General features: G+C 42.2%; 12 protein-coding genes, 1 pseudogene and 1 CRISPR repeat array (1 of these 14 running past the window's edge). All 13 genes and pseudogenes read left to right on the top strand.

The window, feature by feature from the left end; translation table 11 throughout:
* The gene (locus SWOL_RS13055) at positions 1-2376 is read left to right on the top strand and encodes an RAMP superfamily CRISPR-associated protein (protein WP_011641895.1); all 2376 of its coding nucleotides are present in this window, start codon (positions 1-3) and stop codon (positions 2374-2376) included.
* Positions 2366-3880, top strand: coding sequence for an RAMP superfamily CRISPR-associated protein (locus SWOL_RS13050; RefSeq protein WP_011641894.1), 1515 nt, complete (start codon positions 2366-2368; stop codon positions 3878-3880). Before SWOL_RS13055 ends, SWOL_RS13050 begins: the two co-directional genes overlap by 11 nt.
* Entirely contained in the window at positions 3870-4463 is a 594-nt protein-coding gene (gene csx19 / locus SWOL_RS13840) for a type III-D CRISPR-associated protein Csx19 (RefSeq protein ID WP_011641893.1), read from the top strand. Before SWOL_RS13050 ends, csx19 begins: the two co-directional genes overlap by 11 nt.
* Positions 4460-6694, top strand: a complete 2235-nt coding sequence (locus SWOL_RS13835) for a TIGR03986 family type III CRISPR-associated RAMP protein (protein ID WP_011641892.1) — start codon at positions 4460-4462, stop codon at positions 6692-6694. The genes csx19 and SWOL_RS13835 overlap by 4 nt, the downstream gene beginning before the upstream one ends.
* A 527-nt stretch (positions 6695-7221) precedes the next feature.
* A complete protein-coding gene (locus SWOL_RS13035) occupies positions 7222-7842 on the top strand; it encodes an RNA polymerase sigma factor (RefSeq protein WP_011641891.1) in 621 nt (206 codons plus the stop codon).
* 214 nt (positions 7843-8056) lie between these two features.
* Positions 8057-9990, top strand: a pseudogene (locus tag SWOL_RS13030) (TM1802 family CRISPR-associated protein).
* 1 nt (position 9991) lies between these two features.
* On the top strand, positions 9992-10897 hold the full coding sequence (gene cas7b / locus SWOL_RS13020; protein ID WP_011641888.1) for a type I-B CRISPR-associated protein Cas7/Csh2: 906 nt from the start codon (positions 9992-9994) through the stop codon (positions 10895-10897).
* 5 nt (positions 10898-10902) lie between these two features.
* Positions 10903-11628 (top strand): type I-B CRISPR-associated protein Cas5b, encoded by a 726-nt coding sequence (cas5b, locus tag SWOL_RS13015; RefSeq protein ID WP_041428126.1) that lies wholly within the window; start codon positions 10903-10905, stop codon positions 11626-11628.
* A complete protein-coding gene (locus SWOL_RS13010) occupies positions 11618-13963 on the top strand; it encodes a CRISPR-associated helicase/endonuclease Cas3 (RefSeq protein WP_011641886.1) in 2346 nt (781 codons plus the stop codon). The genes cas5b and SWOL_RS13010 overlap by 11 nt, the downstream gene beginning before the upstream one ends.
* Positions 13963-14469 carry a CRISPR-associated protein Cas4 gene (cas4, locus tag SWOL_RS13005; protein WP_011641885.1) on the top strand — a complete coding sequence of 169 codons (507 nt, stop codon included), beginning with the start codon at positions 13963-13965 and terminating at the stop codon, positions 14467-14469. The genes SWOL_RS13010 and cas4 overlap by 1 nt, the downstream gene beginning before the upstream one ends.
* A gap of 19 nt (positions 14470-14488) precedes the next feature.
* Positions 14489-15481, top strand: a complete 993-nt coding sequence (gene cas1b, locus SWOL_RS13000; RefSeq protein WP_011641884.1) for a type I-B CRISPR-associated endonuclease Cas1b — start codon at positions 14489-14491, stop codon at positions 15479-15481.
* A 12-nt stretch (positions 15482-15493) separates the two neighbouring features.
* Positions 15494-15757 carry a CRISPR-associated endonuclease Cas2 gene (gene cas2, locus SWOL_RS12995; protein ID WP_011641883.1) on the top strand — a complete coding sequence of 88 codons (264 nt, stop codon included), beginning with the start codon at positions 15494-15496 and terminating at the stop codon, positions 15755-15757.
* 52 nt (positions 15758-15809) lie between these two features.
* Complete coding sequence (gene cas6, locus SWOL_RS12990) at positions 15810-16751, top strand: CRISPR system precrRNA processing endoribonuclease RAMP protein Cas6 (protein ID WP_011641882.1); 942 nt, start codon at positions 15810-15812, stop codon at positions 16749-16751.
* Positions 16752-16998: 247 nt separating this feature from the next.
* A CRISPR array of direct repeats spans positions 16999-18048; the repeat unit is 30 nt; unit sequence GTTTGTGACCCGCGTATAGGGGATTGAAAC; it runs 11190 nt beyond the window's last position.

The following is an 18048-nucleotide window of genomic DNA, read 5'->3' as shown; positions in this document are numbered from 1 at the left end:
TTGCTGAGGGTAATAATTGAAGTTGATTCATCGCTTATGCTAGGTTCTGGCAGTGGTCGGGGGAGTTATATCGATAGTGATATTATAGTTGACGATTATGGTTTGCCCTTGTTCCCGGCTCGCCGACTAAAAGGTTTGTTACGGGAAAGTGCCGTAGAGGTTATGGAAATGCTGCAGCAAGCTGGATTGAAAGGGTTTATCCTCTTGCCGGTTGAGCAGGTATTTGGGAGCAGTATTTACCCTGCATCCATTCGCGTGAATAACCTATACCCGCCAGACTACGAACAGACTATCGATTACCTAAATTATATCAATCAGGAATTTCCCCAGTTAATAAGCAAAGAGGCAGTTACCAGCGCTCTTACCGATATCAGGCAACAAACTGCCATAAATAAAGACGGATACGCACAAAAAGGCAGCTTGAGAAGTGTTCGGGTTTTGAGAAAACCCTATACCTTTACAGGAACCATCGAAGTATTGCATTTGTCATTAAAATCAGAGATTGAAACCATGCTGGCATTGGCCTGTCTTAACCTCAAACGGGTGGGGAGCAGAAGAAATCGGGGCTGGGGTGAAATATCCTGTGCTCTGAATTCAGAGGACGACAAAAATCTGACGGAAATAGTAATTGCAGAGTTGAAAAAATGGAATCCCGGGCAAAGGCCATCACGACAGGTGGAGGAACAATCCGTAGCTATAGTTAATAAAGATTATATGGAAAAAATCCTAGCTGACACAAAGGGGTATAGCCATAAATTAGAATATACTATAACTAATACTACAGCATTACTTTTCACCTCCCTGGATGGTGATGAAAACATGGTGACCACTTTGGACTATATTCCGGGGACGGCTTTACATGGTTATTATGCTAATCAACTGATTAAAAACAGGAAAATAAAATCGGCTCAGGCCCAGGACGATGATGTTTTTCGCCAGTGGTTTTTAGAAGGTAACTTGGGTTTCAGTAATGCCTATCTGGTCTATAACGGAACCCAATCCAAAAAACACTTGCTATATCCCACCCCCCTATTCATACATAGCAATAAACAAAAGGATCGACTATTTAGTCTTATCGAATATTCCGCTGAAGATAGCCGCCAGGTAGTAAGGGGTTATGCTTGTATCGAAGATGGTGAATTAATAAAAAAAGAGCCGGAAAAAACTATAAACTTTCATCTGGTGCGCAACGCGAATTCAACCACCGCCCGGGATAGAATAGATGGTCATGTTAAAGACGAAGGTATCTTTCATTATCAAACACTAGAAGTCGGCCAGGAATTTCATGGATATTTACTGGGTAGTAAGGATAACCTTGAAGCGTTCCAAAGCTATTTTAGAGACAAACCAGAGATAAGATTAGGTCGCTCAATTAATACCCAGTACGGTTCATGCCGGATTACATTTAGTGAAATTAAGGAAAATGCAATTTCATTGGACGATAGTCTGTTGGGTGAGGATGAGAATTCAGGGCTTAAAGATAATCAGTTATTATTATACTTTGTTTCACCGGTAGTCTTATATAACGATTATGGCTATACCAGTGTCTCTACCGAGAACTTAGCTCGCATCTTAGAGCAAAGGTTGGGTTTGGATAAAGGTGCCATAGAGCTGTCAAAAAGCTTCGCCCGGGAAATGGAAAGCAATTCATTCATTGCCCACTGGAAGATGCCGGAGCCGACCATCAGGGGCTGGGCTCCCGGTTCCTCTTTTTTATTACAGTTTAAGGTTGACATCGATAAATCCCTGAAAGAAAGAATCAATGCTCTGATGCAGGAGGGATTAGGAGAAAAGCGACATTTGGGCTTTGGACAGCTTAGGTTTGTCAGCAGTTTGCCAGAGGTCAAGCATTACTACGCCTCTGACATAAAAGATGAATTTGCTAAACCGAACAATATCAGCCCTCTGGCTGAACGGATAATCAGACAAATATACGCTGATTATTGGGATCGTATAGTTTTGACTACTGCAACCTGGAGAGCCAATGAATTTTATAAGAAGAATAATGAAAAAGTCCGGTTATCATCCAGCCTGCTGGGAAGGTTGGAGAGGATAGTTCAGGATGCTCAAAAACCGGAAGATTTAGCCGGCAAAATCAAAGAGTTGCGCGATAAAGCCGCGAAACCTTTGCATGACATGAAACTAAACCATTCCAGCCTGTTCAAAGAGCTGACTAATATGAAGTTGGAGGATTGGTATTGGGGTGCTGTTGAGAATGAATGGAAGCTAGCGAACAAGTTGCGGGAGGAATTTGACATAAAACAGGATGCAACTGACCTATACAGGAACTACTGGCAGGCATTCCTGCGTACACTTCGCCAGCTTTATAAAGCAGAGAATATCAATATAAGAGGGAGGGGAAAAAATGCTGAATAAATCGCTGGAGGGCGCAGCCATTGTTAAGCGGATGCTGTTGAAAGCTAAGCTGAGATTAATCTCGCCACTCATCATCGGCGGTGGCAGAAGCTTATATGGTGATAGTGATGTTATTGTTTTAAAAGACGAAAACGGCCAGCCATTTATCCCCTCTTCTTCAATAACTGGCGCTTTGAAGCATGCTTTTGATGAATATGAATACAAGGGCGGCGCCAGTGATTATAAAAAGAACAAACTCTGGTTCTGGGGTGGGGAATATCAGTTGAAAGAGGATGGGGAATACATAAAGCGCAGTTGTCAAAGTGCTTTTGTAATTGCAGATATGATGGTTCCTGAGGGTTGCAGAGCACCGGTAACGATTAGAGATGGCATAAAAATAAACCGTAAGACAGGTATAGTAGAAACACATAAGAAGTTTGATTTTGAAATAGTGGAACCGGGAATTGCTTTTGACTTCAAAATGGAAGTGGTTATTAGAAAAGCCTTCAATATAGAGTTATTTCGTAGTTTCTTTAACTGGATTACGGCTATCTTAAGTGGAGGAGAATTTGCTATCGGGGCCCGAACTGGCCAAGGCTTTGGCTGCTGTAAGCTGGAAGACTTAACAGCTTATGAATTTGATTATCGTAAGCCGGAGCATATTATTGCCTGGCTTTCGGCAGACCATTCAAATATGCCATTGGTATATGATCCCTTACAGCTACCGAGAGCTTTTCATCCCCAGCATAAACAATTCCATATTAAAGCTGAATTCAATATAAAAAACGCTCTTATAGTTGGTTCATATTCGGGAAACCCTCAAGCACCGGACAAAGTGCATATTAAAAGCCGAAATCATAACCAATCTAAAGATATAGCCATATTGCCGGGTACTTCATTACGGGGTGCCATCCGTTCGCGAGCTGAAAGGATAATCAATACCCTGGGCGGAAATGGCCTTGATGAATTAAAAGAACTATTCGGCTGGGTAGATGATAAACCGGGTTCGCCAGAGCACAAGGAAGCAATCAGAGGGAGAATAAAGATCGAAGAGAAGCAGATAGCCGGGGAAAGCTATTGCGAAGAAATCCAATACCGCACAAGAATTGACCGCTTCACCGGTGGGGTTATCAATAATGCCCTGTTTGATAGTATGCCCATCTGGTCCAAAGAGGGAAATAAATCAATGGTTACGCTGGAACTAAGTATAAAGGATTATAAAGACTGGGAAGCAGGTTTGATGTTGCTGGTCTTGAAGGACCTATGGAACGGAGATCTGGCTATCGGAGGGGAAAAGAATGTCGGACGGGGGGTTTTGCGGGGTTTATCCGCAAATATATCGATGGAAGATGTGAAAATAGAGATGAAACGAGATGGTGAACAATTATTGATATACCGGCAAGGAGATAAACCAGGCTGGGATGAGAAAATAGCCGACATGCTGGAGAAAAAAGTTTCTTCACTGATAAAACATATTGCAAATAGCAAAGAGACTGGAAATGAGGTGAAGCCTGATGCCGAGTAAAGCTATGCAGTTGGTGAGATTTAAGCAAAATGAACCGCAAATTATGATGGGGGAATGGAGAACCCTACAGAATAAAATTAAAGAGCATTTCAATAGTAAAAAGGCTGGTGCTTTGGTTACTATGTATCATGGTATTTGTTTGGGCAGTTTTGAAAAGGGGCAATTTATTATGCCGCCCTCGTTGCCTTTTCAACCGGAATACCTGAGGTTGCTAAGAGTATTTAACGAGGATAGCGAATGTTATGTCTGGAAAAGCAGTATGGATACCGGGGATATTTTTCGCTTACGCATCAGGCAGGATGAAGAAGATAATAGCGGTGAACTGGAAGCTATTGAGGCCCGGCAGTTGCTGTGGGGCACTCGCCTGGAAGAATACCTGGAAAATGAATGGAAGTTGCTTAAAGAAGAACGAGGGATAGAACTGCGTGTGCATCACTCCCTGCTTCCGGATAACTTAACCCTGAACGCAAGCAACCGTCTATGGCTGGTTACCAGAAACTATATAGACTTTAACCCGATGGGACAGGCAGGTTATGGGGATTGCCGTTTTGTGAGAATAGAAGGCGGGAGGGGGAATGAATGATGAAAGCAGGGAAAATTAAGGAGTCGCGGATCAAAAACAAAATGATTGAGATAACCATCATTTATGACATGAATAAACAAATCAAAGACAATTTGACTATCAATGATAGTACGATCAGGATCCGTAAGGGAGATGAATGTATTTTTGAACTGGCAGATAATAAACTGGGTAAGTTGATTATCAATAATACTAATGTTTTAGAGATGAACCAAAAGGAGAGCAAAGTCCAATCGCTAAAGCTTGAATCCGGAAAAGATAAACCTTCTTCAGCTTCAAATAGCGGGACGAATCAAGCGGAGCTTAACGATTCGGCAACACAAGGGAAGGGGGAAGTTGCCAAGGCTCCATATAACTTCATACCCATAAATAGTAAAGTTGTTAAGGCCAGAAAGCAGGAAGATGGGATTATAATAGCAGAAAGCTCAGATGGCAAATCACAATATCCGGAGATTCCTTCTTTTGACCGCTATCATGAAGGATTAAATACCGGCTATATTGATTTAAATATTGAAGCATTAACCCCATTGTATATCAGGGATGCCTATAAACAGGACGAGGAAAAAAGAACCTATGAGGCTAAAATAAGGGATGAAAAATGGGAAAACCCCGAGTTTTTCTCTCCCGGTGGAACCCCCAAAATCCCGGGCAGCAGCCTGCGCGGCATGGTTCGTAATCTGCTTGAAATAGTAAGCTGCAGCCAATTGAAGTATGTGGAGGACAAACGCTTCTATTACAGGAAAGTAGCTGTTCCGGGAAGATATCAAACCTTGATGATTAAAGGAAGTAAAAACCGTGATGGATTGCGGCCAGCAACAGAAGCTGGTTGGCTGAAGAAAGAGAAGGGAAAATACTATATATATCCTTTGGAGAAGCAGCAGGTATATAGAATTGATGCTAAAGTAAGCGGGGACTCTTGGAAAGTTGTGATGAAGGATGATGAAGATAAAGAATATAGCCAAGAATTAGCAAAATTCGATTTTTATCCGGTCTCGTTTATTCCAGCAAAAGAAAAGGCACACCCACATCGCGGAGGTAAGATTCGGCTATCCTATGCATTAATTATAAACAATAGCTTGGAAATAGGTCACGAAAAAGCGGAGTTGGATAGCAATTATAAAAAAGGGTACCTGGTGCTGTCTGGTAGCATGGGAAGAAATAAGCATATGCATCCGGTGATTCACGGCCCGAAAGATGAGGGACGGGTGGAGATTGACCAGGATTTAATCGAGAGTTATATAGCTGATATAAGCAGGGAACCAAAAGCTGATCTTTTTAAAATGCTGGAGAAATATCCCGGTGGGATTCCTTGTTTTTATCTAATTGATAATAAAGGCAACATTAAATCTATTGGTCATACCCCCCTGTTTCGTCTAGCCTATGATAAAAAAGTTAAGGATCATCTTCCAGCGGAACACAAATCAAATACGGTGATTGATTTTACCGAAGCCATATTTGGCAATGCAGATAAGTTCGCGGGCAGGGTGTTTTTTGAAGATGCCAGAATTGTAAATAATCCAGGACAATACCAGGAATTATCACCCCAAATTTTATCAACCCCAAAACCAACCACAGTTCAGCATTATCTAAAACAAGAGGGAAGTAAATTGTTGGATTGGAATGACCACACTGATATAAGGGGATATAAGCTTTATTGGCATCGTAAAACCCCACAAGAAGGAGATTATGGCTGGGAGGCCATTGAAGATGAAATTAACAAAGCAAAATCACAATACACTAAAATAAAACCCGTATACGAAGGAGCGACTTTTTCTGGCCGCATCCGTTATGAAAACCTCTCGGATATAGAACTGGGGGCTTTGCTGTTTGTTCTGGATTTACCAACGGGTTGCGCTCATAAGATTGGCATGGGTAAGCCGTTGGGTTTGGGTTCAATTAAAGTAAACCCGACTCTGGTAATTACTAATTATAGTAATGAAAATGGTGAAGCAGGCAGGTACATGAAGCTATTCGCTAACGGTCATTGGCATTTGCCCGTTTATAAAAACAAAGAGATAAAAGTTTTTAAAGATCTATTTACAAAGCATATATTAACAGAATTAAAAGACAACAAGAGTGATTACTGGAATACCTTCCGCATGCGGGAACTGAGGGCGATGCTTAATTTTGATGAACAGCGTATGGCTCAAATCGACTGGCTTGAAAGGACCAGGTATCAAACACTTAACGAGTTCAAATACCGTTTGAATTCTCCAAGTGAAGTTTTGAAATAAGCAGGACTTAAGTATGAAAAACAATGAATACCCCTTACTCCCTCACCTATGCCGGCTTTCGCTTTAACCCGGAAGCTATGGAAGATGTTTATGAAAGAAGTCTCGCTGGAGGAAATAACTTATACCGGATAGTTTGCACCATTTCTACCTTATCTGAAAATGGCTGATATCTACATGTTGGTAAAGGAAGTGGTTTGGTCCTGGACAGTACAGAATAATAAGCTTAAAAACAAATCACAACTTATATCTTGACAAAGAAAAAGTATCCATATAGAATAAGATTCGCCATAAGTATCCAGTATACAATTCGACAACCTCGATTTAAGAAATGTTCTTTTTTGAATGTTTCCGGCCAATCTACATTTAGTCTAGCTCATAAAACACACGATGTTTCCAGGAAAGATAACCATAGCTGATTAAGTTGTATGTAATAAACGATGCAACCGCATAATTTTATACTGCTGCCATTTAGTACGCCTCCGGAAATAGATACTCTTTTCAGTATCTATAAAAAAGGAGGAATGATAATGACAACTACGACAGGAAACTGTGCGTTGAACAGTATGGTACAGGCTTTGGCAGCAGGAGATGATCGGGCGTGGCAGGAATTAATGCAAACCCCCTGGTATAGTTATGCTCTTTGGAAAATGGAATTCAATTTTGGAAATGATGGTGAAGACCTGATGCAGGAGGCTCTGACAGATTTATATTTAGCTTTGAATCGTTATCTGAACTCCGGTAATTCGATAACATCTCTTAAAGCATTATTTTTGAAAATAGTAAATAGAAATAAAAACACTTACCTGGATAAGTATTACCGGCGCTCAGGGATTGTAACTCAGATTTCATACGAAGCAGAGAGCATGGAGAATTATCAATTGTTAAATGAGCCAGATGATTATGAACAACTGGAAGATAAATTGCTACTAAGCTCTTATATCCCCGCTTTGCAGGAGGCTGTCTTGGCAGCAAAGATTAAGCCAGAGGAATGGGATATTATTATTGCCTACTATGCCTATAACGAGAGCGACAGAAGCATAGCCGTTCGTTTGAAGAAACCGATAAATACCATTAAATCCAAACGGCAGAGGGCCATGGCCCGCTTACAAAAAAAGTGTAAAGAAAGTAGAGGAAAAAGCATCTGCTAATCACAGGTGCTTTTTTGAGCTTGGCTACTGGGGGTAGGTATTGTGGTTTATCCTGCCAGATTTCGAGTTTTTATGGTGATTCATTTTAATTTCGTCATTTGTGCAGTATTTATTACAATAACGAACATTTTTTGCACAAGGGAGTTGCTATAATGCAAATAACAAAAGGGAAATTAATAAAAAATACTGCGCAATAATTGCACCGTTATTGAATATGACCGGGATTTATATAGCAGTAATTAAAAATCAGATTAAAGGAGGTGAAATGATGGGGTTTTTACGGGCCATGCAGCAGATGGGGCAAAGTGAAAAAAAGGAGGGACTGGAACCTTATCTAGTCAGGCCCATGGCACAGGATGGCAAAGAAATCCGGGTATGGCTGCAGGTAAAAGGTGACCTGCAGGAAACCCTGGATATAGTAGGTGTAAGCCGGATGGATCTGGCAGATTATAAAGCAAATGCATTATCCCTAAAAAAATATATGTATAAGAAAGCACCCAGCCAAACAACAGCTTCATTCTCACCCATACATCCAGCCGGCAAGATGAAAAACAATGCGGAGCAGAATCGCGCAGCATTCTGTCCTCCGCAATGGGAAGACAATAAAGATACCCACTTTTTTAAAATCAAAAACCGCATATTAAATGACTATGAAAGAGAAGGAGTATTTTCCGCAGGTTCAGTGGAGCGCATTTTGCAGGGGATGCAGGGAAAAATTGACATGGTTTTAACTGATTTGGATAACCAGCAATCCTATATTGTAATCTTCGTTGTTGAGCATAATGGTGATCTCCTTTATCCCGGAGAAGTGCCGGCGCTGGCAAAGTACTTTGAACGAAAGCTAAAAATCAGTCTTAGCGGAGGCAAGAAAGCCGTTAAAAAGCCGGATCATACTCATCAGAACTGCAGTATTTGCGGTAAAAATAACTCCGGCACAGTAACATTGGACAAGATATTTAAATTTGCTACCTTTGACAAAGTGAGCGTTCTCGCGGGTTTGGATAAAAAGGGAATCCCCTATAATTTTTCTATCTGCCAATCCTGTTTTGAGCAAATCTCCTCTGGTCGGGAAAAAGTTGACCGAATATTGACCAAAAGAGGACTGCTGCCCGATATCCTGGTTTGGGCTATGCCGGAAGCAATAGGCTATGGAGAGAAGGCCTTGTTCGAGAAATTCTTGTATAGTTGGGAAGAAAAACTAACGGCCGCTGAACTGGCCGGAACAGGCGAAAAAACTGAGGAGAGGTATTTTTCGCGCCTGGCAAGAATCGGACAGGGGATGGTCTTTCATTTTATATTCTGGCAGAAGAATAATTCCCAGGAAATAGTTCATCTGATGGTAGAAGATGTACCGCCGGAGAGACTGGCTCGCCTGGAAACTGCCTGGCAAAAGGTGACTCGGGAGTTTGCCGGATGGCATAAGGATACGGATTTGGATACTGCCATGAAAAGCATATACAAAACTATGAGTGCTTTTGCCGGAAAAAGCAGTGCAGATAAAATAATTTTCCGGAATTTTGCTTTAAAAGTGATTGCTAATATGCTACAGGGTGAAGTATTACCGGTAGATACATTTAAACAATTGATTGTACCCCGTTTACCCCGCTTAGTCTTTGAAGGCGATAGCAAAAAGGCCGGCTTGTCCATGCGTTATGCCGAGCTATGGGTAGAATATATGAACCGATTAAATCAGGAGGTGAGCAGATGAATCTGGATATTTTTACTAAGTTTCATGATCCCTATATGCAAACTCCAGCGGGACAAGGGGCCCTGCTATCCGGGGTACTGTTAGGCTATATGGCCGTAAGACAGGCAAGTGGGGATACAGACATAAGCAAAAGTCCCCTATTCAAACAAATACAATTTGGTCGTATGGATAGCGCGAGTTTGAAAAGACTGCTGAGTCGCGTACCAACGCTGTTGGCGGCGTATCGCGAAGATATGAAATATACGGGTTATATGTCGCAGCTGAGTGCTGCCGCTATGGAGCTATTACTGCAAAGCGGCGAGGAAGACATGGGTGTAAACGGGAATTTTGCTTTGGCGGCCGGATTCCTGAATGCCCGGCAATATTTTTGGGATATATTCCTTGTAAGCAAGGAATCCAAGGAATTGAAAAATGAAAAGGATGAAAAGGAGGAGGGATAATATGGCCTTTAAGCAGAGACGGGAATATTTATTCTTATATACGGTAAAAGACGCTAATCCCAATGGTGATCCCCTTAACGAAAACCATCCCCGTTATGATGGGGACACAGCACAGGCAATGGCATCTGATGTGCGGGTAAAAAGGACAACTCGTGACGAGTGGGTAAGGAGCGGGGAGATAGTATTTGTTGATGGGGAACCTAAATCGCTTAAAACCAGATTTGAAGAACTTAAGAAGATTACTGGCAAAAGCGATGCTCGTGAAATAATGAAACAATGCCTGGATGTGAGGCTGTTCGGAGTAACTTTTGCACTGGGCAAAGAAGCCTTTGCCTGGACGGGACCGGTACAATTTAAGTGGGGCAGGTCGCTACATAGTGCCAGTTTTGAATTTGTACAGGGGACAGCCGCCTTTGCCACAGAACGCGGAGGAGCAGACAATCGACAAAGGTCGTTTCGCAACGAATACCTGGTACCCTTCGCCCTGATGGGGGTTTATGCCATAGCCAATCAGTATGCCAGCCAGTATACAGATGCCGCTGATGAGGACCTGCAAAGAATGCTAGATGGCTTATGGCAGGGAACCGATAACCTGATTACACGCAGCAAGAATGAGCATAAGTCCCGCCTGTTAATTGAGATAACATATAAAGAAGATTTTAACGGCAAAATCGGGGCTCTGGATGATAAAGTTACTCTGCTGGATCGGGAGGGGAAAGTTATGGACCGGGAAAAACAAAAAGCTTTGCGCAGCCTGCAGGAGGTAAGTCTTGATATAGGGGCTTTGTTAAAATCAATGGAATTAAAGCAAGAGCAGATTGCCGGTATTAGAGTTATTACCGATGGGGAAATAAACATTATTCAGGAAGAGCAATTAAAGGGAATAAGCAGTATCGAAGTGAGGTGATGGGGGTGGCTCTAGTTTTTGATATAGAGGGAGATATGGCACTATTCCGTAAACCCTATACCACCACCTCTATGGTGTCATACCCTTTTCCGCCGCCAACAGCAATCGCCGGCTTGATAGCAGGAATAATCGGCATAAATCACGAAGCCAGTCAGGATGCCAAAAACGCCCGCTATTGGGAAAAGATGCGCGAAGTTCAGGTAGCAATAGCTTTGCTCAGCCCTATCCGCTGGATAAATACCGCGGTAAACCTCATGAAATATAAAAACTCCAATGCGGATATGTCTGAACATATACAGGTAAAGCATCAACTGGTAAAAAAGCCGCGTTACCGGATTTATGTACAGGGAGGGGAAATATATAAAATTCTCAAACAAAGATTGGAAAGGGAAGAATTTATCTATACCCCTTGCCTGGGAGCAGCCTATGCCCTGGCAGATATAAAATACCACGGCGAATATGAACCGGCAGAAGCGGAGATGGATTCAGGGTTTAATACTATTGTACCGGGCTATGAAGGCCTGGAATTAGACATTGTGCGCTCGGGGGCGGTATTCAGCGAACAAATCCCGGTTCAAATGACCGTCACAAGATGCCTTAGCCATACGGTTCAGGTTTATTATGCCCAACCGGGAAAAGCCGGCAGCCCCTTGTTGTATCTGCGTAATCAGGGAGCTTTGCAAAGTAATATGATAAATGGAGAAAAGGTGGCCTGGTTCAATGCGTGGTAAACCTTGCAGCCATCCCGGAAAACAACTGGAAAAACACCTTATCAATACGGGAAACATAGCCCTTTTAATGGCGGAACATTATAGTCTCACACTTGATGAAACGGAGCGAAGTGCTCTGTTAATGCATGATATCGGCAAAGCACATTCCGCTTTTCAAAAGCGATTGTGCCGCGCCTGCCCCGCGGCCAATACCTGTGCGGAACTATGCCGGCAATCACCACCGGAACAGGTTTATACCGGACATGCAGCACCCTCAGCCGCGCTGGTATTGGCTAAAACTGGCAACATCATACTGGCAGAGGCCGTACGTCGGCATCATGGAGCCCTGCAGAATCTGGACGAAATTAAAAGCTACTGGATTAATGGAGAATATGCTGACCGCATAAAAGAATTGACAGCATTATATACCTGGCCGGGGATGTCCACCCTGGGATTATGGGATGAAATACCGGCCGATTTTATAAAAAGTTTTCCGGATGAAATCAGCTGGGAGAACCTTTGTTTTGACCAACTGGAGATTCTGCTGCCGGTTGATAACCCGGAAGCTATGAGCCATTTATGGCTGGAATTGCGCAAAATATATTCATTACTGGTTACAGCCGACCGTTGGGATGCAGCGGTGGGAACAGAATGGCAGGCCAAATACTGGCATCCGCAAGCACAAAAGTTCACTCAATTTATTCAGCAAAAACGGCTCGAATCACAGCACAGCGGAAGAAGTGAATTGGCCTTATGGCGGACGGCATTATATGAAAAAGCTGTAAATAATGCCACTCAGATAATGGATAAACCGGGACTATATACATTAACCCTGCCAACCGGTGCCGGTAAGACATTAATCGGATTATCTTTGGCATCTATGGCCGCAGAAAGGTTTAAGGCGACCGGTATAATTTATATCCTGCCTTTCATAAGTCTGGTGGATCAGAATGCGGGAGTAGCCGGACAGTTATTTGACCAGGTACAGGAAGATCACCATTTAGCTTACCGGGATGATGGGGATGATAAAAAGCCGGATTACGGATCGGATAATCAGGCCGGGGAATTCCTATCATTTTTTCGTTACTGGGATATGCCGGTGGTCGTAACTACCCTTTCAAAACTATGGGATGTAATGTACTCCCCCCGGGCCAACGATAATATGAACTTTCACCGCTTGAGCCAGGCGGTTGTTTTATTGGACGAGCCTCAGAGCATTCCTGTTAAATACTGGGACGGCATAGGAAGAACACTGGAACTGATATCTCAGCAATGGGGAAGCACTTTTATATTGATGACTGCCACTCAACCGGTCATTATTCAGGGAAAGGAACTGACACCGGAAACAGTAGCATTTCCTAAAGAACGACACAAGATAATATGGCAAAACCATGCACTAGATATAGATAAGTTGCCTGACTTTCTGGATGATAGAGGGTGGGCACAAAAAGATTGCCTGGTGATTCTTAACACGCGGGAATCAGCTTTGCGAACCTACCTGGCAGCTTTGAAAAGAGGTTTGCCGACATTATTATTGTCCAGATGGCTAACCCCGCATGACCGGCAGCGAATCCTTGATCAGCTCATAAAAATGGAACATAACGAACTGCAAAGAACTTTAATATCCACGCAGGTAGTCGAAGCGGGTGTTGACCTTGATTTTGCTATGGTTATCCGGGATTTAGCTCCTTTTGACAGTATTGTTCAAGCTGCTGGGAGATGTAATCGCCATGCTCAACGGGAAGGATTGGCTGAATTGTGGGTTATAGAAGTGAAAGACGATCGAAACCGTTCATTATCATCCTATATATATGATAAAACCTTATTGAATCAAACCCGAAATCTGTTGAATGAGCAGGGGATTTTAAGGGAATCTGCTATAGCTGCCCGGGTTACAGAATATTATCGGCGCTTGAGTAGTGCAGTTATACCTGATGAAATTTGGCCCGATATTATTAAAGGTCATTGGGGTGCTTATCACCCATTATATGATGAACAGATTCCCGAGGCAGCTTTGCTAATTGATGAGGATGGCAGCATAGAAGAATTATTGAATGAATTACCAGCATTGCCTCCCGGTTTAAAAAGCCTGTCCCGGCGACGCTCAATCAACCGTGAACTCGGTCAGCACACTATTAATGTGGGATTAAAATACTTACAGGAATGGGATGACAGTCTATCCGGTTTCATTATCGCTAAGGATAAGCCGGTTTTAGAAAAAACCCCTTTTTCCTGGTGGATATTGCATGCAGAAGGGATTGGTCAGGTTTATTCGAAAGATAGCGGATTTATTCCGCTAAAATACAGCCAGCAATACCAGGACATAGTTCTGCCGGTAGATGGAGGAGATTTTTAATGCCCGAAACGGAATTCCAAGTAAACGGAACTTTAATCTGGTACTACTATATCTGCAAAAGGCAGGTGTGGTTAATGGCCCATGCCCTGGGCCCTGATCAGGAGGACAATAACCTATATCAGGGCAGAACAATCCATGAATTTAGTTACCAGCGCGATAAAAAGGAAATAAACCTGGGCAATATTAAAATTGATTTGGTACGCAGTGAAAAAGGCCGGTTGATTATTGGAGAGATAAAGAAAAGCTCTAAATTTTTAACCAGTGCCACCCGGCAACTGCAATTCTACTTATGGCAGATTGAGCAAATGGGTATTGCGGCTTGCGGGGAATTATTCATCCCTGAAGAAAAACAGCGCATCGAAGTTATATTGGATGAAGAAGCCCGCCTGGAGCTGGAAACGGCAACAAAGAAAATTATTGATATAGTTGAAAAAGCTGCGCCTCCGCCGGCTCAGAAAATAAAATGGTGCAAACCCTGTGCCTATGCGGAATTCTGCTGGGCTTAAATAAGAAGCAGGTGAATAGATGAAAAAAGCCATTTATGTTTTTAATGAAGGAAAATTTAAACGCAAAGACAATACCCTGTATTTTGAAACCGAACAGGGTAAGCGCTATATCCCGGTGGAGGATATTAATGAAATCCATGTTTATGGGGAAGTAGACCTGAACAAACGCTTTTTGGAATTCCTCACCCAAAAAGAGATAATACTTCATTTTTATAATAACTATGGTTATTACAGCGGCTCTTATTATCCCCGCGAACATCTTAACTCCGGGTACATGACTTTACACCAGGCAGAACACTACCTGGATGAGCAACGCCGTTTGATGCTAGCGAAATTATTTGTTCAGGGAGCATCGGCTAATATGCTGGAAGTATTAAAGTATTATCATAACAGGGGTAAAGATCTTACCCGGGCCCTTCAAAGCATAGGTAATCTGATAGATAGGATAGATGAATCGGTTTCAGTTGAAGTATTAATGGCGGTTGAAGGGAATATCAGAGATGCGTATTACAGTGCTTTCAATACTATAATTGATAAAAGCGATTTTCTTTTCGAAGGTAGAAACCGGCGTCCGCCCCGCGATCGTATAAATGCTTTGATCAGTTTTGGCAATACCATGACATACACAGCCTGTTTGAGTGAAATATACCGGACTCATCTGGATCCACGAATCTCCTATTTGCATACTACAAACTTCAGGAGATTCAGCTTAAACTTGGACATTGCAGAAATATTCAAACCAATATTAGTCGACCGAATAATATTTTATTTGCTGGCCCGTAACATGCTACGCTCCACGCATTTTGAAAATAAGATGGGTGGAATTCTGCTAAATGATAAAGGACGCCAGGTATTTGTAAACGAATGGGAAAAACGCCTGCGTACTACAATAAAGCACCGGGATATAGGCCATGAAGTGTCTTATCGGAGATTAATAAGATTGGAATTATATAAACTGGAGAAACACCTGATAGGGGAAAAGCTTTACAAAGCCTATGTTAGCCGTTGGTAGGGAGGCGAATACATGCTGGTAATAATGGTATATGATGTTGAAGTAAAACGAGTAGCCAAAGTATTAAAGACGGGTCGCAAATATCTATACTGGGTACAAAATTCAGTATTGGAAGGTAATATAAATGAAGGCAGTTTCAAAAAACTAAAAGCAGAATTGAGTCGAATCATTGACCACGAATACGATTCAATTATTTTCTATACCTTCCGAACAAGCAAATATTCGGAAAGGGAGATCATGGGTATAGAAAAAGGCGGAGAAAGCCAATTCTTGTAAAAACACACCTTGAGCAAAAAGCTTAAATGAAAAGCAAATCAAGGTTAAGGAGTTGATTAAACTGGAAATATCTTGCCTGGAATTTACCTTGAGCAGCAATCAGGCTGTGGAAATGGCACCCTTTATAGGTTCAACCATACGGGGAGTGTTTGGTAACATCCTGAAGGATAGCTGTTGCGTAGAACCGCGCGGGAAATGCTCAGAATGCATGCTCAGGAATCGCTGCGTATACACTTATCTATTTGAAAGCGGGTGGTATTTTTCAAATGGCGAGCGACAGCAATCAGGTGTGCCGCAACCCTATGTATTTGAACCAACTATTTATAATAATGCAGAAATGAAATCGGGTCAGGCAGAACTGAAACTGGGATTGTTGTTATTTGGTAACAGTATAGATTATTTACCGGTCTTTGTGCATTGTATAAAAATAATTAGTAAATGGGGACTCGGGAAAAACCACATCGCTTATGAATTGGAAAGAGTAGAGGATTTGTTTGGACAAAAGCAGGTATGGCACAAAGGATCGACAATAATGATTAAACGGCCACATACCAAAACCTGGGATGATTACCGAAAAGAAGCCCAAAGCAAGAACATAATAAAAAGATGCCAGATAGAATTAATTACCCCGTTACGCCTGAAAAAGGAAGGACATCTGCAGAGTAAACTGGATTTCAGCACAATTGTAAAAGCAATTATCAGGCGTTGGAACCTGTTGAACAAGTATTATGGTACGGGACAAAAGAATGATGATAGTGAAATAATCAATTCGGCTGCTACCATTCCCAGTGGAACGCTGAACTTGCACTGGCAGGAAATGGAGCGTTATTCAAGAAGGCAGGATCAGCGTATGATGCTGGGAGGGATGATGGGCATAATGGAATGTTCTGGAGAACTGAACCCATTTTTACCGTGGTTATTATTAGGGGAAGATATACACATAGGTAAAAATGCCAGTTTTGGACTGGGAAAATACAAATTAACCCTGATGTAAGGGGTATTACTTGGTGGAAGATAGCGCAAAACAATTTGTGTAAATTGATAATGAGAATAAAAAGGGATGAAAAATTGCATTACCATAAAACTTGTCGTCGACCGCTGATAGTGTCAAAAATCCTGCCCGGCGACGACAGGTAAAAATTCCGACAAAAGCCAATCTATTGCAATTTCACAAATAAGGGGTATAATAACTTCAAGACCAGACCAGTTAAAGAAAGCCCAGTATTTCTTTGTCGGCACGGGTTTGTGACCCGCGTATAGGGGATTGAAACTCCTTGCATTACCTGTTGTAACATCGCCATCGCCTGCGTTTGTGACCCGCGTATAGGGGATTGAAACTTTAATTGTCATAAATCCCAATATTACGGCATTTTACGTTTGTGACCCGCGTATAGGGGATTGAAACTACCGTCAAAAGTGCAAGAAAATACCTTCCTGATGCGTTTGTGACCCGCGTATAGGGGATTGAAACGTAAATCCTCACATGCGTCTGTGTCTCCATTAATACGTTTGTGACCCGCGTATAGGGGATTGAAACATATTGTTGTTCCAGTGTACTTTTCTGAATGTACCACGTTTGTGACCCGCGTATAGGGGATTGAAACTCGATAAAATCCTTAGTTTCCTCTAAGCGGTCATTTACGTTTGTGACCCGCGTATAGGGGATTGAAACTTTTCTCGCCATTGTTTACCACTCCTTAATTATTTTGTTTGTGACCCGCGTATAGGGGATTGAAACTCCCAAACAAAACCACGTTGCACCGCATTGTCAAAGTTTGTGACCCGCGTATAGGGGATTGAAACTTATATTGTTTATCTGTCATTGTTTGGCCTCCTATCTGTTTGTGACCCGCGTATAGGGGATTGAAACAATTCTCCGGCAAAAAATGCGCATGGTACTATCATGTTTGTGACCCGCGTATAGGGGATTGAAACCTGATAGAATAACAGCGCAAGATAAAAGGAATTACAGTTTGTGACCCGCGTATAGGGGATTGAAACCCCGGATTAAGGCCGCAGGTTACACTATAGACTATAGTTTGTGACCCGCGTATAGGGGATTGAAACAAATGTGAAATGAACACAAAGGAAGTAGAAAGGGAAGTTTGTGACCCGCGTATAGGGGATTGAAACTATGCAATTTAAAAACAGTCAAGCAAGGTAAAAAAAGTTTGTGACCCGCGTATAGGGGATTGAAACTTTATCCAGGGAACTATAACAGAATCACAGTTAAGGTTTGTGACCCGCGTATAGGGGATTGAAACTAATGCCTCTTGGATTGATTGAAATAG

The organism is Syntrophomonas wolfei subsp. wolfei str. Goettingen G311 (genome assembly GCF_000014725.1).
Taxonomy (GTDB): domain Bacteria; phylum Bacillota; class Syntrophomonadia; order Syntrophomonadales; family Syntrophomonadaceae; genus Syntrophomonas; species Syntrophomonas wolfei.
The sequence above is the reverse complement of the archived record's forward strand: the minus strand, read 5'-3'. Positions and strand labels throughout refer to the sequence as shown.